The organism is Pseudotabrizicola algicola (assembly GCF_010915705.1).
Taxonomy (GTDB): domain Bacteria; phylum Pseudomonadota; class Alphaproteobacteria; order Rhodobacterales; family Rhodobacteraceae; genus Pseudotabrizicola; species Pseudotabrizicola algicola.
Genome location: NZ_JAAIKE010000001.1, coordinates 889044 through 910801, shown reverse-complemented (window position 1 = coordinate 910801; position 21758 = coordinate 889044). Strand labels below are relative to the sequence as shown.

At 63.7% G+C, this 21758-nt stretch carries 23 protein-coding genes and 1 riboswitch; of the genes, 9 read left to right on the top strand and 14 right to left on the bottom strand.

Annotation, left to right across the window (positions count from 1 at the left end; genetic code table 11):
* The 12 genes from queE to G3572_RS04365 all read right to left on the bottom strand — a co-directional run bounded on the left by queE (position 1) and on the right by G3572_RS04365 (position 10348).
* A complete protein-coding gene (queE, locus tag G3572_RS04420; RefSeq protein ID WP_205518462.1) occupies positions 1-738 on the bottom strand; it encodes a 7-carboxy-7-deazaguanine synthase QueE in 738 nt (245 codons plus the stop codon).
* A complete protein-coding gene (locus tag G3572_RS04415) occupies positions 735-1091 on the bottom strand; it encodes a 6-pyruvoyl trahydropterin synthase family protein (protein WP_164609432.1) in 357 nt (118 codons plus the stop codon). The genes queE and G3572_RS04415 overlap by 4 nt, the downstream gene beginning before the upstream one ends.
* Entirely contained in the window at positions 1091-1789 is a 699-nt protein-coding gene (gene queC / locus G3572_RS04410; protein ID WP_164609431.1) for a 7-cyano-7-deazaguanine synthase QueC, read from the bottom strand. The genes G3572_RS04415 and queC overlap by 1 nt, the downstream gene beginning before the upstream one ends.
* Before the next feature lie 91 nt (positions 1790-1880).
* Positions 1881-2579 (bottom strand): hydroxymethylpyrimidine/phosphomethylpyrimidine kinase, encoded by a 699-nt coding sequence (locus G3572_RS04405; RefSeq protein ID WP_164609430.1) that lies wholly within the window; start codon positions 2577-2579, stop codon positions 1881-1883.
* Entirely contained in the window at positions 2576-3526 is a 951-nt protein-coding gene (locus G3572_RS04400; RefSeq protein ID WP_164609429.1) for a HesA/MoeB/ThiF family protein, read from the bottom strand. Before G3572_RS04400 ends, G3572_RS04405 begins: the two co-directional genes overlap by 4 nt.
* Positions 3523-4125 (bottom strand): thiamine phosphate synthase, encoded by a 603-nt coding sequence (locus tag G3572_RS04395; RefSeq protein WP_164609428.1) that lies wholly within the window; start codon positions 4123-4125, stop codon positions 3523-3525. Before G3572_RS04395 ends, G3572_RS04400 begins: the two co-directional genes overlap by 4 nt.
* Positions 4122-4907 carry a thiazole synthase gene (locus G3572_RS04390; protein ID WP_164609427.1) on the bottom strand — a complete coding sequence of 262 codons (786 nt, stop codon included), beginning with the start codon at positions 4905-4907 and terminating at the stop codon, positions 4122-4124. The genes G3572_RS04395 and G3572_RS04390 overlap by 4 nt, the downstream gene beginning before the upstream one ends.
* A gap of 1 nt (position 4908) precedes the next feature.
* Entirely contained in the window at positions 4909-5106 is a 198-nt protein-coding gene (thiS, locus tag G3572_RS04385) for a sulfur carrier protein ThiS (protein WP_164609426.1), read from the bottom strand.
* Positions 5096-6058 carry an FAD-dependent oxidoreductase gene (locus G3572_RS04380; RefSeq protein WP_164609425.1) on the bottom strand — a complete coding sequence of 321 codons (963 nt, stop codon included), beginning with the start codon at positions 6056-6058 and terminating at the stop codon, positions 5096-5098. Before G3572_RS04380 ends, thiS begins: the two co-directional genes overlap by 11 nt.
* On the bottom strand, positions 6055-7896 hold the full coding sequence (gene thiC, locus G3572_RS04375) for a phosphomethylpyrimidine synthase ThiC (RefSeq protein ID WP_164609424.1): 1842 nt from the start codon (positions 7894-7896) through the stop codon (positions 6055-6057). Before thiC ends, G3572_RS04380 begins: the two co-directional genes overlap by 4 nt.
* 68 nt (positions 7897-7964) lie before the next feature.
* A riboswitch (TPP riboswitch) is annotated at positions 7965-8090 on the bottom strand.
* Between the two features lie 279 nt (positions 8091-8369).
* Positions 8370-8672: a hypothetical protein gene (locus tag G3572_RS04370; RefSeq protein ID WP_164609423.1), complete on the bottom strand. Its 303-nt coding sequence runs from the start codon at positions 8670-8672 to the stop codon at positions 8370-8372.
* A 251-nt stretch (positions 8673-8923) separates the two neighbouring features.
* Complete coding sequence (locus G3572_RS04365) at positions 8924-10348, bottom strand: NCS1 family nucleobase:cation symporter-1 (protein ID WP_164609422.1); 1425 nt, start codon at positions 10346-10348, stop codon at positions 8924-8926.
* Positions 10349-10496: 148 nt separating this feature from the next.
* On the opposite strand from G3572_RS04365, the gene G3572_RS04360 reads away from it, so the two are divergent.
* The 5 genes from G3572_RS04360 to G3572_RS04340 all read left to right on the top strand — a co-directional run bounded on the left by G3572_RS04360 (position 10497) and on the right by G3572_RS04340 (position 15860).
* The gene (locus G3572_RS04360; protein ID WP_240335394.1) at positions 10497-11243 is read left to right on the top strand and encodes a GntR family transcriptional regulator; all 747 of its coding nucleotides are present in this window, start codon (positions 10497-10499) and stop codon (positions 11241-11243) included.
* Positions 11244-11380: 137 nt separating this feature from the next.
* Positions 11381-11890: a 2Fe-2S iron-sulfur cluster-binding protein gene (locus tag G3572_RS04355; RefSeq protein WP_205518461.1), complete on the top strand. Its 510-nt coding sequence runs from the start codon at positions 11381-11383 to the stop codon at positions 11888-11890.
* Positions 11887-12870: an FAD binding domain-containing protein gene (locus G3572_RS04350; RefSeq protein ID WP_164609420.1), complete on the top strand. Its 984-nt coding sequence runs from the start codon at positions 11887-11889 to the stop codon at positions 12868-12870. The genes G3572_RS04355 and G3572_RS04350 overlap by 4 nt, the downstream gene beginning before the upstream one ends.
* Positions 12867-15071 carry a xanthine dehydrogenase family protein molybdopterin-binding subunit gene (locus tag G3572_RS04345; protein WP_435530950.1) on the top strand — a complete coding sequence of 735 codons (2205 nt, stop codon included), beginning with the start codon at positions 12867-12869 and terminating at the stop codon, positions 15069-15071. The genes G3572_RS04350 and G3572_RS04345 overlap by 4 nt, the downstream gene beginning before the upstream one ends.
* Positions 15072-15212: 141 nt before the next feature.
* Complete coding sequence (locus G3572_RS04340; protein WP_240335393.1) at positions 15213-15860, top strand: DUF3047 domain-containing protein; 648 nt, start codon at positions 15213-15215, stop codon at positions 15858-15860.
* A gap of 43 nt (positions 15861-15903) precedes the next feature.
* On the opposite strand, the gene G3572_RS04335 is transcribed toward G3572_RS04340, so the two are convergent.
* Positions 15904-16626 (bottom strand): GntR family transcriptional regulator, encoded by a 723-nt coding sequence (locus tag G3572_RS04335; RefSeq protein ID WP_164609419.1) that lies wholly within the window; start codon positions 16624-16626, stop codon positions 15904-15906.
* A gap of 154 nt (positions 16627-16780) precedes the next feature.
* Between G3572_RS04335 and dctP the strand changes: the two genes are divergently transcribed.
* The 4 genes from dctP (at position 16781) to G3572_RS04315 (ending at position 20724) form a co-directional block, all read left to right on the top strand.
* On the top strand, positions 16781-17797 hold the full coding sequence (gene dctP / locus G3572_RS04330; protein WP_164609418.1) for a TRAP transporter substrate-binding protein DctP: 1017 nt from the start codon (positions 16781-16783) through the stop codon (positions 17795-17797).
* An 89-nt stretch (positions 17798-17886) separates the two neighbouring features.
* A complete protein-coding gene (locus tag G3572_RS04325) occupies positions 17887-18468 on the top strand; it encodes a TRAP transporter small permease (RefSeq protein WP_354003987.1) in 582 nt (193 codons plus the stop codon).
* Positions 18465-19760, top strand: coding sequence for a TRAP transporter large permease (locus G3572_RS04320; RefSeq protein ID WP_164609417.1), 1296 nt, complete (start codon positions 18465-18467; stop codon positions 19758-19760). Before G3572_RS04325 ends, G3572_RS04320 begins: the two co-directional genes overlap by 4 nt.
* A 31-nt stretch (positions 19761-19791) precedes the next feature.
* Complete coding sequence (locus tag G3572_RS04315; RefSeq protein WP_164609416.1) at positions 19792-20724, top strand: dihydrodipicolinate synthase family protein; 933 nt, start codon at positions 19792-19794, stop codon at positions 20722-20724.
* Positions 20725-20783: 59 nt separating this feature from the next.
* Here the strand turns inward: G3572_RS04315 and G3572_RS04310 are convergent, their stop codons facing one another.
* Positions 20784-21698, bottom strand: a complete 915-nt coding sequence (locus G3572_RS04310; RefSeq protein ID WP_164609415.1) for a shikimate dehydrogenase — start codon at positions 21696-21698, stop codon at positions 20784-20786.
* Between the last annotated feature and the right edge of the window lie 60 nt (positions 21699-21758).

The window sequence follows — 21758 nt, the reverse complement described above, 5'->3', positions numbered from 1 at the left end:
TCAGACTCCGCGTTTGTTGCCCCAGATCAGGACGTGCAACTGCGGCAGCACATGGGCCGCATACCATTGGTCCGCGATGACCCGGTCGACTAGCCAGGCCATGCGTCGGAGGATGCCTTCAGTGTCGATGCAGGCGTCAATGTCCTGCGGCCCCGGCGGGGTGTGATTGCCCGGTTGCAGATAAACGGGCAGATCCGAAAACTGCGCGGCCGCGTGGCGGGCATAGGCGAAGTCAGCTTCATCGAAGACCACGAACTTCAATACGATGCGCGGCCCGGACGCGGCCGCGTCGACACAGGTTCGTAACGACTTCCAGTCGGTTGCCATCGCACTGGAAGGCGGCTTTGGGCTCAACACCAGCACGTCCAGATCGGCGAACCAGCTTCGGCTGACTGAGCCTTGCGTCTCCAGCGCGAAGCGATAGCCCTCGGCCTGCCCCTGCTGGATGAGCGGCCCGAGGGGCTGGATGGCGGGGTTCCCGCCCGAGAGCGACACCATCAGGGGCGTGTCCCCCGAAAGCGCGCGCACCTTGGCCAGAACTTCGGCGGTGCTCATCCCGCGCCAGTCCGCGCGAAAGCGGCTGTCGACGGCGTGCAGACTATCGCACCAGGAACAGCGATAGTCGCAACCGCCCGTTCGTACAAATACGGTGGGCTGGCCGATCAGCGCGCCTTCGCCTTGAATGGTCGGCCCGAAGATCTCGCTGACGCGGATCTCGTCAGGGGCGGATGCGATCATGGCCGGTACTCCGCCCAGGTCTTGGGCGTTTCGCTGACCCTGACTGCGACCGTCTCGGGTATGCGCGCCTTGCACCAATCGAAGAAATGTTTGGCAAGCCATTCTGCGGTGATGGCGTCGTGGCCGAACACCACGTTCAAGTGGCGATGGTCCAGATTGTCGTCGATGTAGCGTTTGAGCGGGGACAGTTCGTGGTAATCGCGCACGAAACCGAACGCATTCAGCTCTGCCGCGGCAAGTTCGACCACCACGACGTAGTTATGCCCGTGCAGCCGCGCGCACTGATGGTCCGGCGGCAGCCGACACAACTGATGCGAGGCTGAGAAGTGGAATTCCTTGGTGATGCGGAACATCAGGGGCGCCCCCGCTGAACGGCTTCGCGCCAAAAGTCCACATCCTCATAGATGGTGGGATCGGCGATGCCGGCCAGATCGAACGCTTCGCGGCGTTCCACACAGGTGCCGCAACGCCCGCAATGGATCTCGCCGCCCTTGTAGCAGGACCAGGTCTGCTCGAAGGGCGTGCCGTGGCGGGCACCGTCGGTCACGATCGCCGACTTCGGCCGATCAACATAGGGCGCGAACAGGGTGATGTCGGTATACCCTTCGAGGGCATGGCGCTGCATCATCTGGAAGGCATCAATGAACCCGGGGCGGCAGTCGGGATAGATGAAATGATCGCCCCCATGCACTGCTGTGGCTACCGCATCCGCCCCACGCGCGGCGGCCACTCCGAAGGCAATAGCAAGCATGATCGCGTTGCGGTTCGGCACCACAGTGATGCGCATGGTTTCTTCCGCGTAGTGCCCGTCAGGCACGGCGACGTCGTCCGTCAGGGCCGAGCCGGACAGGCTGCGGCCAATGTCGCGAATGTCGATGGTCTGGTGCGGCACCTGCAGGCGGGCGGCGCAGGCGGCGGCGAAGGTGACTTCTTTGCGATGTCTCTGGCCGTAATCGAACGAGAGAAGCCCAAGCAATTCATGCTCGGCCGCCACCATGTGGGCAAGAGAAACGGAATCCAATCCGCCGGAGCAGATCACGATGGTTTTCATTCAGATGTCCTTGTTTTGACCGGGTAGGCTGCGACCGGTAGTCTGAAAGCAGCGATACACTGCAACGACTGCGTATGTGAAGACCCGTTGGCTATATCCACTTCCACACATAATGTTTTGCTTGGCCACAGGCGCTGGCCAGATCATCACCTCGGGCCAGATGGACGGCGATGGCGCTGGCCAGAGCGCAGCCGGTGCCGCGCCGGGCGCCGGTCTTGCGCGGCGCGGCGAATCTCAGGGGCGCGGCGTTCGCGCGCAACAGCCAGTCAACCGCCTCGGCGCCGTCGCCATGGCCCCCTTTCAGCAGGATGGCCTTGGCGCCCATGGCAAAGAACGCGGCGGCCAGCGCGCCCGGCGAAGCGTCTGGCTCCAGGCCGGTCAGGGCGGTGGCTTCGGGCAGGTTTGGTGTCACCAGTGCCGCCCGCGGGATCAGCCGGGCGATCATCGCGGCCCGCCCGGCGGCGTCCAACAGCACGACCCCTGCGCTGGTCGCCAGAACCGGGTCGAGGACCAAGGGAAGATCCGGCATCGCCTCGGCGACGGCCGCGACGACCTCGGCATTGGCCAGCATGCCGAGCTTGGCCACCCGCACCGGGCCTGCCGCGCGGATTTGTGCCGCGACCATAGCAGGTGGCACTGGATGGACGCTGCACGCACCTGCAGCATCCTGCGCCGTCACCGCGGTTGCGGCCACCCGCGCCGGAGTGCCATGATCGGATAGCACCGCCAGATCGCGCGCCAGGCCTGCCCCGGTGGAACTGTCAAGTCCGGCGACGATCAACACGCTCATTGTCCGTCCGCCAGGAGGGCGAGCGCCATGGCCCCGCGCGAAGCCAGAACCTGCGCCCCACGCCAGGCCCGCAGGCCCGTCGAGCAGCACAGAACCAGCCGCCCCTCAGGAAACCGCCAATCGGCCAGATCCTCAGGAGCAAGCGCCAAGGCGCCAGGCAGGGCACGGACGCTTCCCGTTGGACGCAGGTCGATGACAGTATCCCCGGCAGTGATATGCGAGGGCGCGATGAAGCCGAAACCGGGCATCTCCGCCGCACCGGCAAAGCCAAAGCCACTGAACCGCCAGTTTGCCGTGTCCAGCGTCACCACCCGCCCCAGGGGGGAAGGCTCCAGTCCGATCAGTGCCGTCAGCACCATCTGCGCCTGCACCGCGCCCAAGGCCGCCACCACGGGCCCCAGAACCCCGACGCTCGCACAGCTTGCCGCCTGCGCGGGAAGGTCAGGGAAAACCGCGCGATAGCTCGGGGCCGGACCGCAAAAGCCGCCGGCATAACCCGCGCGGCCGATGACCGAGGCCGAGATCAGCGGCTTGCCCACTGCCAGGCAGAGGTCGGACAGGGTATACGTCACCGCAAAGCTGTCGGCGGCATCGACCACCAGGTCCGCTGCCGCGATCAGGTCGGGAGCGTTGGCCGGGTCGATCCGCGCGACGATTGTGCCGACATCACACTCAGGATTCAGCGCGCTCGCGCGAGCAGCGGCGACGGCAGCCTTGGGCTCGCCGATATCCGCTTCGGTGTAGAGGGTCTGTCGGTGCAGATTTGCTAGCTCGACGCGATCCGGGTCGGCGACGGTCAGCCGCCCGACCCCCGCAGCGGCAAGCGCTGGGATCACCGTGCAGCCCAATCCGCCCGCCCCGACGATCAGCACATGCGCCGCTGCAATGAGCCTCTGCCCATCCGCGCCGACCCCCGGCACCTGAATCTGGCGGGCATAGCGGCTCATCCTTGGATCTCCGTCGCCTCGATCCAGAGGCGTGTCTGCTGTTCGGGATCTGGGGCAGCCACCAGATCGGTGACAACCGCCGCCACATCGGCCCCGGCGGCAAAGACGTCGGGCAGGCGCGCCGGAGTCAGCCCGCCGATGGCCACCAGCGGGATGTCCCCGATCCGCGATTTCCAGCGGGTCAGCTTTTCCAGCCCCTGCGGCCGCCATGGCATCTGCTTCAGCAGCGTTGGCCATATCGGACCCAAGGCAATATAAGCCGGAGACAGGGCAAGGGCGCGGTCGAGCTCAGCCCGGTCGTGGGTGGAGATGCCTAGCCGCGCCCCGGCTCGGGCGATGGCGGCGGTATCCACGCCGTCCAGATCCTCCTGACCCAGATGGATGAAGTCGGCGCCCTGATCCAGCGCCACCTGCCAGTGGTCGTTGACCACAAGCTGCGCCCCGTGTCGCGCACAGACCGCCATCGAGGCCGCGATCTGGGCGGGAACATCGTCCGCATCGCCCTTGAAGCGCAACTGCACCAGCCGCACGCCCTGAGGCACCAGCCGGGCGATCATCGCGGCATCGGGCAGCACCGGATAGAAGCGCGGCAGGATCATGCCAGCCCCCCGGGACGCAGATCGGCCATCCCGAGTACCGGGGTCGAAGGTACCGCCATGTCGCGCGGCGGCATCAGCCCGGCCTCATGGGCCAGCCGCCCCGCCGCCACCGCCTGCCCGAAGGCCCGAGCCATGGCTACCGGATCGCCCGCCCTGGCAACGGCGGTGTTCAGAAGCACCGCGTCGAACCCCAGTTCCATCGCTTGTGCAGCCTGGCTGGGCGCGCCGATCCCGGCATCGACGATCAGCGGTACATCGGGAAAATAGCCTCGCATCGAGGCCAGCGCATCGGGCTGGCGCAGGCCCCGGCCCGAGCCGATCGGCGCGCCCCAGGGCATCAGCACCCGGCACCCGGCGTCCAGCAGGCGTTCGGCGACGATCAGATCCTCGGTAGTGTAGGGAAAGACCTCGAAACCCTCGGCACAAAGTATCCGCGCCGCCTCGACCAGCGCGAAAGGATCGGGTTGCAGCGTGTCGGCATTGCCGATCACCTCAAGCTTGATCCAGTCGGTGCCGAACACCTCACGGGCCATCCGGGCGGTGGTGACCGCCTCTTGCGCCGAATGGCATCCGGCGGTGTTGGGCAGGATGCGCGCGCCGGTAGCCTGCACCAGCGGCCAGAAGCCGTTTGTGCCCGCCACCCCAACACTTTCCCGCCGCAGCGACACCGTGATCACCTCGCAGCCCGAGGCGGCAATGGCATCGGTCAGCACCTGCGGCGAGGGATATTGCGCCGTGCCAAGCAGGAGGCGCGAGCCAAGGTCCACGTCGTAAAGCCGCATCTCAGCCTCCCTGCATCGGGGCGAGCACCTCGACCCGGTCACCGTCCCGAAGCGGAGTATCGGCACGCAGGGCGGCAGGAACGAACTGGCCGTTCAGTGCGGTCGCCAGCGCATTACCGCCGTAGCCGAGTTCGGCGAGCGCATCGGCAAGGGTGCGGGCGACGATCTCGGTTGCCGCTCCGTTCAGGTCAATGCGCATGGGCGGCCTCCGGTCGTGACTGGATGAGCAGATCGGCCAGTTGGCCGGCGAGCGCGGGGGCGGTCAGAAACCCATGGCGATAGAGCCCGTTCAAGTGCAGCCGTCCACCTGCCTGCGTTATGCGCGGCAGGTTGTCGGGCCAGGCCGGGCGCAACCCGCTGCCCAGGCTCACGATCGCCGCCTCGGCAAAACCGGGATGCAGGGCGAAGGCCGCCGACATCAGTTCCGTGGCGCTCCGCAGGGTGATCGGGCCGGTCGCGCCGGATTCGACCATCGTGGCCCCGACCATATAAAGTCCTTCGCCGTGCGGCACCACATAGACGGGAAAGCGCGGATGCAGAAGGCGCACAGGACGTGACAGCGCCACCTCCGGGCAGCGCAGCACGAGCATCTCGCCCCGCACCGCGCGCAGGCCCGGCAACATGTCACGGGCCGCGATGCCCCGGCAGTCAACGTCGATCCGATCAGGGGAAAGCTGCACGCCGTAGCGGACCACCGCGCCGCGCGCGCGCAAGCCCTTGGCCAGCGACCGCAGGGCGGCACCCGGTTCCAGATGCGCCTCGTCGGGATAGAAGAGCGCGCTGGAAAAGCGACCCGCCAGATCGGGTTCCAGCGCGGCGATCCGGTCCGCGCCGATGCGCTCATGGCCGCCCGTGCGGGTGGCGAAACGGTCGAGCTCCGGCCGGTCGCGCGGCGGGGCCACGACCAGTGTACCGCGCCGCGCCACCCCCGGCACCCTCGCCGCCCACCAGTCCGCAGCACCGGCGCCCAGACGCGCCACCTCAGGCGGAGCGCGTTCGCCTTCGACGAAGGGGGCGAGCATCCCCCCGGCCAGCCAGCTTGCCCCGGCGCCTTCCGGCCCGCTGTCCACCACCTCGACCGGCAAACCCCGTTCGGCCAGCACGGTTGCGGCGCACAGCCCCGCAACCCCGGCCCCGAGCACGGTGATCATTCCGCAGCCCCGGCGCTCGGCAGATAGACCTCGCCCCGTTCGCGGAACTTCTCGGCCATTGCCGCCATGCCTTCCTTCTGCGCCTCGGACCGGATGTCGTGGCTGATCCGCATCGAGCAGAATTTCGGCCCGCACATCGAACAGAAATGCGCGGTCTTGTGCGCCTCTTTCGGCAGCGTCTGGTCATGGAAGTCGCGGGCCGTGTCCGGATCGAGCGACAGGTTGAATTGGTCCTCCCACCGGAACTCGAAACGCGCCCGGCTGAGAGCATCGTCGCGCGCCTGTGCGCCGGGCAGTCCCTTGGCCAGATCGGCGGCATGGGCGGCGATCTTGTAGGTGATTACGCCGGTTTTTACGTCGGCGCGGTCGGGCAGGCCCAGATGTTCCTTGGGCGTCACGTAGCACAGCATCGCAGTGCCGAACCAACCGATCATCGCAGCCCCGATGGCGCTGGTGATATGGTCGTAGCCGGGCGCTATATCAGTGGTCAGCGGCCCCAGTGTGTAGAACGGCGCCTCGCCGCATGTGGCGAGCTGTTTGTCCATGTTGGCCTTGATCTTGTGCATGGCGACGTGGCCCGGCCCTTCGATCATCACCTGACAGTCCTTGGCCCAGGCGATCCGCGTCAGCTCGCCCAGCGTCTCAAGCTCGGCGAATTGCGCCGCGTCGTTGGCGTCGGCGATGCAGCCCGGGCGCAAGCCATCGCCGAGGCTGAAGCTGACGTCGTAGGCCCGCATGATGTCGCAGATCTCATTGAAATGCTCATACAGGAAGCTTTCGCGGTGATGATGCAGGCACCATTTGGCCATGATCGAGCCACCCCGGCTGACGATGCCGGTCACGCGGTTCACGGTCAGCGGAATGTAATGCAGCCGCACGCCCGCGTGGATCGTGAAATAGTCGACGCCCTGTTCGGCCTGTTCGATCAGCGTGTCGCGGTAGATTTCCCATGTCAAATCTTCCGCGACTCCGTCGACCTTTTCCAGCGCCTGATACAATGGTACCGTGCCGATCGGCACCGGAGCGTTGCGCAGGATCCATTCGCGGGTGTTATGGATGTTCCGCCCGGTCGACAGATCCATCACGGTGTCGGCGCCCCAGCGGATCGCCCAAACCATCTTGTCCACCTCGTCGGCCATTGAGGAGGTGACGGCGCTGGTGCCCATGTTGGCGTTGATCTTGACCGCGAAGTTGCGGCCGATGATCATCGGTTCCAGTTCCGGGTGGTTGATGTTGGCCGGGATGATCGCCCGCCCGGCGGCAATTTCCTGCCGGACGAATTCCGGCGTGACGTGATCCGGAATCGCGGCCCCGAAATCCTCGCCATCGCGCTTCGTGGAAGCGGCGCCGGTGCGGCCGAGGTTCTCGCGGATGGCGACATATTCCATCTCGGGAGTGATGATCCCGGCGCGGGCATAGGCCAGTTGCGTGACGGCTCCTCCGGCGCGGGCGCGCAACGGGGCGCGCTGCACCGGGAAGCCGGGCACCAGCCGTTCGCCACTGGCAAAACCGTTGTCCGCAGGCCGAACCGGCCGTGCCGCATAAGGTTCGCAATCACCGCGCGCTGCCAGCCAGTCGCTGCGTATCGGCGCCAGGCCCCTGGCGATATCGGTGACGACCGCCGGGTCCGTATAGGGACCGGAGGCATCATACACCGTGACCGGCGGCTCCCCCGCCGATGGATGGACCGTGATCTGGCGCATCGGCACCCGGATGTCGGGATAGATCACGCCCTGCACATGCCGCTTCGTGGAAGCGGGCAGAGGGCCGGTGGTGACGGAAGGCAGCCTGGGCGCGGCCAAACGGGCCTGCGCGGTGCTGTGGTCGAACTGGTTCATCAAAGCCTCTTCGCGTTGACGACCCGTCGAAGAGGGAAAGAAGCCGGGATATACCCGCGTGTTGCCAGAAAGGCGACCGTTTGTGCTTCCTACGCCAGTATCAACTGGGTCAGGTTCAAAGGGTCGCTTCGCCACAGGGTTGCCCCTGCCATCAGCCTCTCAGTCCCTTGGGCGGGACTCCCCCGACAGTTTGGAAAGCTTAGACGCGTGCTCGGCCCGCGTCAACAGCTGCTAACCGGCCAATTTGGGGGAAGAATTTTCTTCCGCAGCTGCGTATCCGACTCACGCTCATCTGTATCGGGGCTGGGGTGGATCCCGCTCTCCCCCTACGCATCGCGATGTGCCAAACTCGGGATGTTGAGGCACAGCCGGAACAAATGATTTCAAAAAAGATAACTATATCAGTATCTTATTGGTGGAGAAGGTTCGACGTCAGGCCCATCCCCTCCGCCATATGCCCTTAAAGTATTGGTTTACTTTGATATTTCTGCCGGCATCCAAGTGAGATCATCACAGAGGCCAACATCCTGTTGGCGGTAGGATTTTTCGATGTAAGGGCTATCCTCAGCAAATCGAATTTTCCTGAAAATGCCAAGCGACAGAGTCTGATGTCCTCCGCACAGGCGCAGGTAGTGGGCGACATTGCCCACCACCCCATCAGGAGAGCCTACTACTTGAATACCAATGTCTCGCCAGAGAACATCTTCCTGACCGTCGATCAGGTCGCGAAGGGTTACCACGTCTCCACCGACAGTATCTAGCGCTGGAAACGGCAAGGTCAGTTTCCGGCAGCTGTTAGCGTCGGAGCGAACTGCACTCGCTGCCGCCTAGACAGAGGATCCACGCCATAATCTGCCAGAGGTCCGGGGCTTGCAACAATGCGGTCTGGGCGCGACCATGACTTGCCTTGCCCGTCGGAAGGACAGGTGCCTCGGCCTCTATGAAAAAAGGCCCCGATGCTGATGCAATCGGGGCCAGTTGGTTGGGTCTGCCCGGAAGGCCATGCCTTCAGGCCGACAGGGAAAGTTCAGACGGCGACCTTGCCGCGTGCGCGTGCCAGATAGATCACGCCACCCAGACCCGCGCCGATGATCCATCCGTATCCTTCAAGCTGACCGAGCGCCGGCACCCAGACCGTTGCGACAGAGAATACGGCAGCGATCGCAAAGGCCACCAAGGCATGGTCGTTCCACCCCTTGCGATAGTGGTAGGTTCCCCGCGCCGGGTTGTAGAGATCGTCGAGGTTCAGCTTCTGGCGGCGGATCAGATAGTAATCGGCGATCATGATCCCGAAGAGCGGTGCCAGCGTGGCGCCAAGGGTGTTCACGAAGCCGCTGATGCCGAACTGGCTGATAAAACCTGTCCAGAACCCGCCGATCACCAGCGCGAAGGCCGAGGTAATGAGACCCGCCTTACGAAAGCCGATGGTGGAGGGTGACAGGTTCGCGATGCCGTTCACGGCCGGGATGAAATTGGCGACAAGGTTGATGCCCACCGTTGCCGCGAAGAAGGTGATCGCGGCGATCACCGCCAGAAAGACGCTGTCTGTCCGCTCCACAATCTCGGTCGGGTTAACAAGCGCCTCGCCATAGACGACGGCGGCCCCTGCCGTGGTCAGAAGTGCAAGGGCCGAGAAGAGGATCATGTTCAGCGGCAGACCGACCAAGTTGCCCTTGACCATGGCGGGCTTGTCCTTGGCGTAGCGCGAGAAGTCGCTGAAGTTGATCATCACGGCGGCGAAATAGGCAACCATGGTGCCGAAGATGACGATGAAACCTTTGAATTCGGTACCCCAGGTCGCTTCGGGATTGGCAAAGATCGTTTGCGCCTGCGCCAAGAGCTGACCGTCAGATTTGACCCAGAGCACGGCGACAAGGCCGATCATCACCGCATAGACAAAGGGGCCAGCGAAGTTCAGGAAGCTTTCGACCCAACCCATGCCGCGCCAGAAGATGACGATGTGAAAGGCCCAGACCAGAAGGAAGGACAGCCAATCCACACCGGTCAATCCCATGAAGGCAGGCCCGCCAGTGATGCCGGTCAGCGACCGGATCAGCAGCGCCAGCGCGGTAGAGGCGAAATAGACCTGCACCCCATACCAGAAGACGGCGACGATCGCCCGCAGGATTGCGGGCAGCTTTGCCCCTTCGGTCCCCATGCTGGCGCGGGCAAGGACCGGGTAGGGAATCCCATAACGCTCGCCCGCGGCCCCTGATAGGTTGACCATGAACATCACGAACAGCCCCGCCGCGATCAGCGCGGCAAAGGCAGTCCACCCCGTCACCCCGTAAGCGATGAAAAGCGAGGCCACCAGCGAATAGCCAAACAGCGACTGGATATCATTGGCCCAAACGTTGAAAATCGCGAACCAGCCCCAGGATTTCTCCTCGGCGGTCACGGGGCGCAGAGCGTCTTCGGACACTTCTACCGCTTCAGTGGTTATGGAATGCATTCTTGTCCCTCCCGTTTTGACCGCTGCGATGCGGGCGGCGCGGTCTTTCCCTGCGAATGCCTGATGCTCCAACTTCGATGGCCGCATCTGGTATTGCATCTAAAATGTTACCAACTATCTTACGTAAGCATACAGGGAAAAAGTGGATATGACTTTCTGCATTTTCCGAATAATCGATGGTCAGCGGCTTGGGGTAGAGGCGGGCAAGATGACAGCGGCACTGGCAGAGACCGAAGATACCGAGGCCAAAGCCGGCGCCGATGTTTCGCTGTCCGTTCAAGCGCATCAGTCGCTGATCGGCGCGCTGCGCGAGGGTCAGATCCGCAGCGGTGCCTTTTTGTCGATGCCGATGCTGGTGGACATTCTCGGTCTGCCCATCGCCGCAGTGCGCGAGGCAGTCAAACTGGCAGAGGCGGGCGGGCTCGTAAGCGTGCTGCCAAAGCGCGGCGTGGTTGTGATGGATGCCGGGCCGGAAATGACACGCGAATGTCTGGAACTTCGGGCCATTCTGGACAGTGAAGGCGCGCGGCGGTTGATCGAGACCAATGCTATCTTGCCCTTTGCCCGTTTGCGCGAAGATCATGAGCGCCTGCGCGATGCCGCGCTGACCGATGTGACACCAGAGGTTCAGCGTCGCGCGATCCTGACTGATCTGTCGCTGCACGATGCGCTGGCCGCAGGAGTGGGGCTGAAGCTTGCACAGCGCATTTATGACGACAACCGCAACCGGATTGCCATCATCCAGAACCAGCGCCCCTTTCTGGCTGATCGGATCGTTTCGGCGATGGAGGAACATCTGGCGATCATCTCGGCCCTTGAAGAGCGCGACGTAGAAGCCGCCGTCGCCGCGATCCGTCAGCATCTGGCCCATACCCTGCGGTGGTGGGGTGTATGATCGGCTGCGGCGCCGGTGCAGCGATATGTGAAGCATACCGGGCGTCCATCCCCTCCGACAACTCACATCAGGCGCGGAACACTATCGCGGCTGGCACGTTCGCCTTGGGTATGTCGAAGCTGGCAAGGAGCGCGCCGATGCAGACCAAGCTCACGATCAATGGCAAGAGCCACAACCTAAATGCGGATACCCGCACCACCTTGCTGGACGCTCTGCGAAACCATCTTGGCATGACGGGAACCAAAAAGGGCTGCGATCATGGCCAATGTGGTGCCTGCACCGTGATTGTGAACGGTCGGCGGATCAACTCTTGCCTGACACTGGCCTGCATGCATGACGGCAATGAGGTGACCACCATCGAGGGGCTGGGGACAGTGGACGATCTGTCGCCCCTGCAACGCGCTTTCGTTGCGCATGACGGGTTCCAGTGCGGCTATTGCACGCCCGGCCAGATCTGTTCGGCGACCGCGATGCTGGAAGAGATCAAGGCGGGCTGGCCAAGCCATGTCAGCGCTGATCTGAATGCCGAGATTGCCTTGTCGGATGCCGAAATCGCAGAACGGATGAGCGGCAACCTGTGCCGCTGTGCCGCCTATCCCAACATCGTCGAGGCTATCCGCACTGTGGCGCAGGGAGGCCGGACATGAGGTCCTTCCACTACGAGCGCGCGGCAGACACGCCGGATGCCGTCGCCGCATGTGCCGCAGGGGCCACGATCATCGCGGGCGGCACCAACCTGCTGGATCTGATGAAGCGCGAGGTGGTGCAACCAGAGCGTTTGATCGACATCACCCGCCTTGATCTGCGCACGATTGAAAGCGCGGAAGGGGGCCTGTCCATCGGTGCCTTGGTCAGCAATTCTGATCTCGCCGCGCATCGGGACGTGCGCCGTGATTGGCCGGTGCTGGCGCAGGCGCTGCTTTCGGGGGCCAGTGGCCAGTTGCGCAACAAGGCCACCACGGGCGGAAACCTGCTGCAGCGGACGCGGTGCTATTACTTTCAGGACAGCGCCATGCCCTGCAACAAGCGCGAACCGGGGTCGGGTTGTCATGCCTTGGGCGGAGCAACGCGGTTGCACGCCATTTTGGGCGGCAGCGATGCCTGCATCGCAACGCACCCCAGTGATATGGCTGTGGCGATGACCATGCTTGATGCGAGCCTTGATATCATCGGCAAGGACGGCGCATCGCGCCGCCTGCGGCTGCGCGACTTCTACCGATTGCCGGGGGACACACCTCATATCGAAACGGTTCTCCAGCCCGGCGATCTGATCGCCAAGGTGGTGTTGCCACCACCGGCAGGGGGGCGGCAAACCTATCGCAAGGTGCGAGACCGGGCCTCATATGCCTTTGCGCTGGTGTCCGTGGCCGCGCGGATAGAGCTTGCTGAGGGCCGGATCGCCGATGCCAGCCTTGCCTTTGGCGGCATCGCACCGCGGCCCTGGCATGACCCCGCCGTCGATAGGCTTCTGGTGGGAGAGGTGCCGTCAGCGGCCCTCTTTGCGCGTGTGGCGGATGTCTTGCTGGACGGTGCTGCGCCACAAGAGGGCAATGCCTTCAAGGTACCGCTTCTGCGCCGCACCCTGACTGCCACCCTGAACGAGCTTTGCCGGGAGATACCGCAGTGACCGCTTTTCACAAGATGGACGAACCCGACCACCGCAATCGCCTTGATGCCATGGTGCAGGGCGTTCTGGGCACGGGCATGGACAGGCCGGACGGGCCTGAAAAGGTGACAGGCAGCGCCACCTATGCGCATGACGGGCAGGTGGCAGGCATGTTGCACGGCGTGATGGTGCGCGCGACAATTGCCAAAGGCAGGCTTGAGCACATCGACGCGCAGGCGGTCGAAGCCTTGCCGGGCGTGCGGGCCGTCCTGCACGGGGACCGCTTTCTGCGCAATCCCGCGCAGGGCACGGCCAACGAGGCGCCGGTGCAGGGCAGCCGCGACATCGCCTATCTTGGTCAGCCGGTTGCGCTTGTGGTGGCTGACCGCTTTGAGCAGGCGCGGCACGGCGCCCAGAGCGTGACCCTGCGCTATAGCGAAGAAAGCGCGTCCGTTGCGCCGGATGCCGAGACTGCGGAAGTGCCGGACAAGAAGCAATCATCTGCCGGTGATCTGGCCGCCGCCATGGATCGCGCCGCCTTTTGCGTTGACGCGGTCTATACAACCCCCGGTCACAACAGCGCCGCGATGGAGCCGCATGCCGCGATTGCCGCTTGGGAGGGGGATCTGCTGACGGTGCGCGCCTCGTGCCAGATGCTGAAGTACAACGTCAACGAACTGGCCGATGCCTTGGGGGTCGATCCTGAACATGTGCGCATCCTGTCGCCCTTTGTCGGGGGCGGTTTCGGATCGAAGCTGGGCATTTCGCCGGAAACCGTGGCGGCTGCGCTTGCGGCGCGGGCGCTTGGGCAGCCGGTGGCGGTCGCGCTCAGCCGCCAGCAGGTGTTCGAAGCCACAATGCGGCGGTCGGAGACGCGCCAGCACATCCGCCTTGCCGCCGATGCGGAGGGGCGGCTCACGGGAATCGGGCATGAGGCGCTTGTCTCGAACCTTGAGGGCGAAGATTTTTCCGAGCCGGTCACGCAGGCCACGCCCTTTCTTTACCGTGGTGAAAACCGGCTGATCGGCCATCGTATTTCGCGGGTCAACCGCACCTGCGCCGGATCGGTCCGCGCGCCCGGCGAGGCGGTGGGTGTGACCGCGCTGGAAATCGCGATGGATGAACTTGCCACAGCCGCCGGAATTGATCCGGTTGACCTGCGCCGCCGCAACATTCCCGAACGCGACCCGGGCGAGGACCGGCCCTTTTCGTCACACATGCTGCGCGCCGCGCTGGACGATGGCGCTGCGGCCTTTGGCTGGGAAAACCGGCCCCAAGGTGGCGCACGGCAGGGCGACTGGCTTGCCGGCTGCGGCATGTCTTCGGCATCGCGGGTCAACATGATCGGCAAATCATCGGCGCGTGTCACGCTGCACCCCGACGGAACGGCGCTGGTTGAAACGGACATGACCGACATCGGCACCGGCACCTATGCCATTCTGAACCAGATCGCGGCTGAGATGCTCGGGCTGCCGCCTGCACGGGTGAAGGTCCGGCTGGGAGATTCCGATCTGCCGAAGTCAGCGGGGTCGGGCGGGTCCTGGGGCGCGTCCTCGGCGGGCAGTTCGGTTTTTCTGGCCTGCGAGCGCATCCGCCAAGACATCGCGGAGCGATGCGGCTGTGACGAAGGCACCCTCACGCTCAAGGACGGCATGGCGATTGCCGATAACCGCGCGCGGCCCTTGGCCCAGGTGTTGGCTGGCGCGCCGTTGCAGGCGGAGGGCGAGATCGACAAGGGCAAGACGTCAGAGGCGGTCCGGCAGGCCACGTTCGGCGCGTTCTTTGCCGAAGTTGCGGTCAATGCGGTTACGGGCGAGACACGATTGCGCCGGATGCACGGCAGCTTTGCCGCCGGACGAATCCTAAACGCCAAAACGGCCCGCTCGCAATGCCTTGGCGGCATGACCTTCGGGATCGGGATGGCGCTGACGGAAGAGTTGATCCACGATCCCCGAGACGGCCATATCGTGAACCATGACCTTGCCGAATATCATCTGCCGGTGAATGCCGATGTGCCGCAGCTTTCAGTGAACCTGCTGGAAGAACGCGACCCTTGGGCCAACCCGATGCAGGCCAAGGGCATCGGCGAGCTTGGCATCTGCGGGGCAGGTGCCTGCATCGTGAATGCCATCCATGATGCGACCGGCATCCGCGTGCGCCACCTGCCAGCGACGCTGGATAAACTGCTGGAAGGTCTTGATCGTCTTGACGATCTTGGCTGACCACCCCGCGCGTCTGGTTGCGGCGCGGGGCGGCGGGGATGCCGTGGCGGGCTTTCGCGTTCACCCGATTGTGCAAGGAAAAATCTGCAGGCAGCGATAGGTCCCGAATGGCAAATCGGGAGGGCGTGCGAAGTGAAAGCCATGCGTTTTATCATCATTGCTGCCCTTATGCTTCCGGCGGCAGCGCCGGGGCCGTTGTCGGCGGCAGAAATCGCCTTTTCGGGCTGGACGCATCAAAGGTTCAGTCTGCTGGGGGGGAACACATGGCGGCAGGGTGGCCGCGATCTGGGCGTCGAATCGAACGGCGCTGTCTCGCTGCTGTGGGCGGCCGTGCCCCAAGCGTCGTGGCAGGCCAGCACCGCCGACTGGACCTGGAGCGTCGAGGTCAGCGTTCCGCCGACGGACCTGTCACTGCGCGGCGGTGACGACCGTAACTTGTCGCTCTACACCATATTCGCGCCGCCGGATGTTGCGCGGGCGGCGCAGGGCATGGGCATCCGCAAACTGCTGGAGAACCCCGATATCAGGGTGCTGATGTATGTCTGGGGCGGTGCGCACGACAGGGGGGCGACCGTGCCGAGCCCCTATCTTGGCGCGCGCGGACGGACGATCGTGCTGCGTCCGGCAGGGGTCGGCCAGCACAGGGAAAGCGTGAACCTGCGCGCCGATCTGGCGCGGGTCTATGGCCGCGATGATCTTGCCCTGATCGGTGTCGCGGTCAGCGCCGATTCAGACGATACCAAGACGCGGATCAAGGCCCGCATCGGCAACCTGCGCTTTTCCGGCTGAAATAGCGCTCCGGCTTTTGTCCCCCGAACTGGCGTGGCGGCGATCAGGATTGGACGGCTTCCCCCAAGGCGAGCCGCAGGGACTGGGTCAGGTGGCGCGCCAGTGCCTGCGCTGTTGCATCGGTTTCCCCCCGCAAAAGAGGCATCAGGAAATCGAGGTGTTCGCTGATGACGCGCGTCGCGTTCTGCCTTGTGACGCGCACCCGTGATTGCGCCGCCATCCTGATCTTGATGGCCGTGACCCGGTAGACGTTGGAAATCAGCTTGTTGTCCATCGCATTGATCATCTGGTTATGCATGTCCCAGTCAAAAAGCTGAAACTCCCGCAAAAACTCGGTGACATCGTCCGACCCGTCGTCGCCCAACCGCGCCCGCGCGGTCAGGTGCCGGTCGATCCATCCCTGAACAAGCGATTTTTCGAGCCGTTCGCACATGTCAGGCACCGCGCCCAGTTCGATCAGGCGGCGCATCTGATAGGCCTCGCGCACAAAGACCACGTCTAGGCTGGGCACCATCAGCCCGCGCTGCGGCACGGTGTGCAGCAGGCCCTCGGCTTCGAACTTCGGGATAGCCTCGCGCACCGAGCCGAGGGTAACGCCCGTCATTTCAACAAGTTCGCGCTGCGATATGATCTGCCCCGGGCGAAGCTTTCCCCAGTTCAGCAAATCCTCGATGCGCTCGTAAGCCATCTGGCGCAGCGAAGTTTCCCCCGTCGAGGTCTGGCCTCGGGCAGGGAAGGCTTTCGGTTTCACTGTCGGTTCAGGCATGCGGGAATCCAATAACCGTTGCTAACATCAAGGTAACATGTTAGTTGATCGATAGGTAGTGCAAACATGCCTGTCGCCGCATTCCGCCGCCATCTGTGCAGGGATCGGTGATGGTGTGCCGTTCGCGCACCAACACTCTGGGAGGAGAAACATAATGACAAAGCAGATCACCCGCCGGATGTTTCTGGCGACAACCGGCGCTCTGGCCCTGTTCGCGGCCAGCCTTTTGCCGCATGACGCACAGGCGCAGGACAAGCAGGTCATTCGCATGTCCACGCCCGCGTCCGAAACCGATCAGCGTTCCGTGGCGCTGGCCACGGTCTTCGGACCGGCCATTGCCGAATTCGCAACCTATCAGCCGCATTACAACGCCTCTCTGGTTGCCCAAGGGTCGGAGCTTGAGGCGATTGCCTCGGGTGATCTGGAAATGTCGATCACCTCCGCGCAGGAGCTTGCCAATTTCTTCCCCGAATTCTCTATTTTCGCGACCGGCTATGTCCATCAGAGCGCCGAGCATCAGGTGCGGGTCTTCAATGACGCGCTGATGGACCCGTTCAAGCAGAAGGTCGAGGATGAACTGGGCGTCAAGCTCTTGGCGGTGATGTATCTGGGCAAGCGCCACGTGAACCTGCGCTTTCCCCGCGCCGAAAGGAACGTGATGACTCCGGCCGATCTGGCGGGCGTCAACCTGCGGATGCCGGGCAGCGATGCGTGGATGTTCCTTGGCAAGGCGATTGGCGCCAACCCGACTCCTGTTGCTTTCACCGAAATCTATACCGCCTTGCAGACAGGGTCGGTGGATGGACAGGACAACCCGCTGCCCACGGTGGTTGATGCCAAGTTCTACGAGGTGACCAAGCAGGTGAGCCTGACCGCCCATCTTGTCGACCTGAACTACATCGCCTTTTCGAAATCGGTCTGGGATTCGCTGTCGGCGGAACAACAGGCCGCAGTGCAGGCCGCCGCCGAAGCTGCGGCGGAGTCGGGCCGTCAGGGTCAGCTTGCCAAGGAGGCGGAGCTTGTCACCTTCCTGACCGGACAGGGTCTTGATGTCTATGAGCCCGATGTCGCCGCATTCCGCAGCCATGTGCAGGCGCAATATGTCGGTTCGGAGTTCGCCAAGGCATGGCCGGAAGGCGTTCTCGACCAGATCAACGCCTTGGGTGACTGATCGGCATTGAGCCAAGGGGCCGGGGCCTGATCCCCGGCCTTCTCTCTCCACCACCGCCCCGGTCGGGGTGGCTTCCCAGAGGTTTGCGCGTGGCCCGTTTCCAGACCCTGTTTCGCACCTCGGCCGAGGCTGTCGCCGCGGCCCTGATGGCGGCCATGTTCGGGACGTTCATTCTGCAGGTGTTGATCCGTTACACTGCGCGGATCGAATGGGTGGCGGCTAACCTGCCTTGGTTGCAACCCATCAACTTCAGCTGGACGCTGGAGTTCTGTCTGGCGGTCTGGGTCTGGCTGATCTTCTGGGGCAATGCCTTTGTTGTGCGCCATCAAGACCATGTCACCTTCGATATCCTTTATCTGGCGGTTCCGCCGCAGGTGCGGCGGGGCTTTGTCATTGTCGCCGGCCTTGCGATTGCGATCGGGCTTCTGGCCTCGGTTGCGCCCACATGGGACCGGTTCATGGTGCTTCGGCTCAAGAAGACCGCGACCTTGGGTGATCTGTTCGGCGATTGGATCAGGATGCGCGACGTCTATCTCATCTACATGATCTTTCTTTTCGCGGTCGCCGCCCGTTATCTCTGGGCCGTCTGGCGCGCGTTTCGCTACGGGGTCGAAGACCCTGTGCTGCCCGGCGAGGCTGTGCAGCCCTCCGAGATCGGCAAAAAGCCATGAGCGTCGAGTTTCTGCTGTGTCTGGTCAGCATGCTGGGCCTTGCCGCCATCGGCACGCCCATCGCCTATTCCATCCTGATCTCATCGCTGATCTATCTGGCGGCAGCGGGCCAGAGCATCGGGATCAGCGGCAAGGTCCTGATGGATGGCATGTATAACGGCTTCATCCTTCTGGCCGTGCCCTTGTTCATCGTGGCGGCCAATATCATGAATGCGGGCACGGTTTCGGACCGTCTGCTGCAATTCTGTATTGCGCTTGTCGGCAGGTTCCGGGGTGGACTTGGCCATGTGAATGTGCTGGCCTCGCTGGTGTTTTCCGGCATGTCAGGCTCGGCTGTGGCCGATGCCGCCGGGATCGGAAAGCTCATCATCGAGATGATGGTGAAGTCCGGCCATTACACGCGCGGCTATGCGGCGGCGATCACCGCAGCTTCGGCCACCATCGGGCCGATCATTCCGCCCTCGATCCCGATGGTGCTCTATGCGCTCGTTTCCAATACCTCCATCGGCTACCTGTTTCTGGCGGGGATCGTGCCGGGGCTGATGATGGGCGTGGTCCTGATGGCGATGAATGCGGTCATTTCGCATAAACGCAACTTCGCCAAGGATGCTCCGGTGCCGTTGCGGGAATTGCCGCGCCTGACGATGAATGCAGGGCCGGCGCTGCTGATGCCCGCCATCCTGCTTTACGGCATCTATGGCGGGGTCACGACACCGACCGAGGCGGCGGCGGTCGCCGCGTTCTACGCCCTTATCTTGGCTGCGGTGTTTTATCGGTCGCTGACCTGGCACAATTTCTACGAGATTCTGGTCAACAGCGCGCGGTCCTCGGCAGCGGTCGGGCTGGTGATCGGCGGTGCGCTGATCCTGAATTATGTCGTCGCGTCCGAGAACATTCCGGGTGTGGTCGCCTCTGCTCTGGTGGGTCTGGACATCCACCCGCTGGTTTTCCTTTTGTGCATCAACCTGCTGCTGCTGGTGCTGGGCTGCTTTCTCGATGCCACCACGATCATACTGGTCATCATCCCGCTGTTCATTCCGACCTGCCGCGAGTTGGGCATCGATCTGGTGCATTTCGGGGTGATCGCGGTGATCAACTGCATGATCGGGCTGATCACGCCGCCCTATGGCATTCTGCTGTTTGTCATCACCGCCGTGACCCGCATTCCCTTGGCTGAAATCATCCGGGAAATCTGGCTGTTTCTCGGAGTTCTGCTGGTTGCCCTGCTGATCCTGATCCTGTTTCCCGGCATCACACTGATGCTGCCCCGCGCCGCCGGTTACGACGGCTAAGCGCATTTTCACACTTCAAGGACCCATTCCTATGACGCATGCCATGCAAGGTATCTTTCCTGTCGTCATCACGCCGTTTCACGCCGATAACACGATTGACTGGGAAGGCTATGGCAACCTGATCGAGTGGTATATCGACAATGGCTCGCACGGGCTGTTTGCGGTTTGCCAGTCGTCGGAAATGCTGTTTCTGTCGCTGGAAGAGCGGGTGGCGCTGGCCCGTTTCACGGTGGACCGTGTGGGCGGGCGCTTGCCCGTCGTGGCCTCGGGCCATATCTCGGACAGCATGGCGGACCAGAAGGCCGAGCTGCGCGCGATGGCCGAGACGGGTGTCGATGCGGTGGTTCTGGTCACGAACCGTCTGGCATCCGCCGATGAAGACAGCAGCCTGTTCCGCGCGCGGCTGGATGATCTGCTGACTGCCCTTCCGTCAGACCTATCGCTGGGGCTATACGAGTGTCCCGCCCCCTATCGTCGCCTGCTGACCGATGACGAGGTGAGCTGGTGCGCCCAAAGCGGCCGCTTTGCCTTTCTCAAGGATGTGACCTGCGATCTGGATCACGTCAAACGCAGGCTGGCACTGGTCAAGGGCACGCCACTGGCGATCAACAACGCCAATGCTGCCATTGCCTGGCCCGCGATACAGGCGGGCGGACACGGGTTCTCGGGGGTGATGAACAATTTCCATCCCGATCTCTACCGCTGGCTGATAGACCACGGTCGTGGCCATCCCGAACTTGCGGCCGAACTGGATACCTTCCTCGTCCTTTCCGCAATGTCGGAGGGCATGGGATACCCTAAACTGGCGAAGCATTTCCATCGCCGGATCGGGACCTTCGGCTGTGTTCACAGCCGCACCATCCCTTATGACATCGCAGCAAAGCACTGGGCGGTGGAAGTGGTGCTCGATCAGATCGTCGAGGGGGCCGCGCGCTTTCGCAGCCGTATCGCCGCTCTGGGCTGACGGCAGGCAAGAGCGGTTCCGCCTCGCATAGCGGCGGGCCGCTGGCGCGATGACGGGGCTCAGGCGTTGCGGATCAGGGTCGTGAAATGCGCCTGCATTCTTGCGCTGTCTGCCGCGCGCCCGGAAAAAAGTTCAAAGGCGCCGACGGCCTGAAACACGGCCATGCCGCCCCCCGGCAGCACCGCGCAACCCTTGGCGCGAGCCGCCGCCAAAAGCGCCGTTTCAATCGGGAAATAGACGATATCGGCTACCCAGTGCCGCGTCCCGATCAGCGCAGGATCCAGCGGCAAGCCGGGGTGCGCGTCCATGCCGACAGGTGTGGTGTTAATCAAACCGTCGGCCTGCGCCATTGCCTCTGCCGGATCGGGGATCACCGTCGCCACAACGCGTCCTGCGCGCGCGTTCAGTGAGCTTACCAGACGTTCTGCCTGTGCCGCGTCGATGTCGCAGACCGACAGGTGGCCCACCCCAAGCCTGATCGCGGCATGGGCGACCGCAACACCCCCGCCACCCGCGCCCAGTTGCACCACATGGTCGATTTTTGCCTCGGGCAGTGACTGCCGGAAGCTCCGGTAAAAGCCAGACCAGTCGGTGTTATGGCCCATGCGGCGGCCACGGGCGAAGACCACCGTATTGACCGCGCCAATCGCTTGCGCGTCCTCTGACAGCGCGTCGAGGAGAGGCAGGACACGTTGCTTGCACGGATGGGTGATGTTCACCCCGGCAAAGCCTTGACGCTCGGCCTCTGCCAAGAGATCGGGCAAAGCCTCGGGGCTCAGCCCCCGCTCTGTCAGATCGATCAGCTCATAGCGATAGTCCAGCCCTTGCGCCGCGCCTTCGACCATGTGCAGGGCGGGCGATTTCGACTGTCCGATGCCGCTGCCAATCAGACCGACGCGAATAGTCTGCCGCGTCGGCGCATCATCGGCGCAGGCAAGGTCGGGCCTGTTCGGAACCGGGATTTCGGAGATCATGATAGCCTTTCGCGCGCCTCAGCGGGCCTAGTCCTACTGCGCGCCCGACCAAAGCGCCAG

Bases quoted from the DNA above. Each gene is read 5' to 3' on its own strand.
- queE (WP_205518462.1), bottom strand. From the start codon at position 738: ATGATCGCATCCGCCCCTGACGAGATCCGCGTCAGCGAGATCTTCGGG.
- G3572_RS04415 (WP_164609432.1), bottom strand. From the start codon at position 1,091: ATGTTCCGCATCACCAAGGAATTCCACTTCTCAGCCTCGCATCAGTTG.
- queC (WP_164609431.1), bottom strand. From the start codon at position 1,789: ATGAAAACCATCGTGATCTGCTCCGGCGGATTGGATTCCGTTTCTCTT.
- G3572_RS04405 (WP_164609430.1), bottom strand. From the start codon at position 2,579: ATGAGCGTGTTGATCGTCGCCGGACTTGACAGTTCCACCGGGGCAGGC.
- G3572_RS04400 (WP_164609429.1), bottom strand. From the start codon at position 3,526: ATGAGCCGCTATGCCCGCCAGATTCAGGTGCCGGGGGTCGGCGCGGAT.
- G3572_RS04395 (WP_164609428.1), bottom strand. From the start codon at position 4,125: ATGATCCTGCCGCGCTTCTATCCGGTGCTGCCCGATGCCGCGATGATC.
- G3572_RS04390 (WP_164609427.1), bottom strand. From the start codon at position 4,907: ATGCGGCTTTACGACGTGGACCTTGGCTCGCGCCTCCTGCTTGGCACG.
- thiS (WP_164609426.1), bottom strand. From the start codon at position 5,106: ATGCGCATTGACCTGAACGGAGCGGCAACCGAGATCGTCGCCCGCACC.
- G3572_RS04380 (WP_164609425.1), bottom strand. From the start codon at position 6,058: ATGATCACCGTGCTCGGGGCCGGGGTTGCGGGGCTGTGCGCCGCAACC.
- thiC (WP_164609424.1), bottom strand. From the start codon at position 7,896: ATGAACCAGTTCGACCACAGCACCGCGCAGGCCCGTTTGGCCGCGCCC.
- G3572_RS04365 (WP_164609422.1), bottom strand. From the start codon at position 10,348: ATGCATTCCATAACCACTGAAGCGGTAGAAGTGTCCGAAGACGCTCTG.
- G3572_RS04360 (WP_240335394.1), top strand. From the start codon at position 10,497: ATGACTTTCTGCATTTTCCGAATAATCGATGGTCAGCGGCTTGGGGTA.
- G3572_RS04355 (WP_205518461.1), top strand. From the start codon at position 11,381: ATGCAGACCAAGCTCACGATCAATGGCAAGAGCCACAACCTAAATGCG.
- G3572_RS04350 (WP_164609420.1), top strand. From the start codon at position 11,887: ATGAGGTCCTTCCACTACGAGCGCGCGGCAGACACGCCGGATGCCGTC.
- G3572_RS04340 (WP_240335393.1), top strand. From the start codon at position 15,213: ATGCGTTTTATCATCATTGCTGCCCTTATGCTTCCGGCGGCAGCGCCG.
- G3572_RS04335 (WP_164609419.1), bottom strand. From the start codon at position 16,626: ATGCCTGAACCGACAGTGAAACCGAAAGCCTTCCCTGCCCGAGGCCAG.
- dctP (WP_164609418.1), top strand. From the start codon at position 16,781: ATGACAAAGCAGATCACCCGCCGGATGTTTCTGGCGACAACCGGCGCT.
- G3572_RS04320 (WP_164609417.1), top strand. From the start codon at position 18,465: ATGAGCGTCGAGTTTCTGCTGTGTCTGGTCAGCATGCTGGGCCTTGCC.
- G3572_RS04315 (WP_164609416.1), top strand. From the start codon at position 19,792: ATGACGCATGCCATGCAAGGTATCTTTCCTGTCGTCATCACGCCGTTT.
- G3572_RS04310 (WP_164609415.1), bottom strand. From the start codon at position 21,698: ATGATCTCCGAAATCCCGGTTCCGAACAGGCCCGACCTTGCCTGCGCC.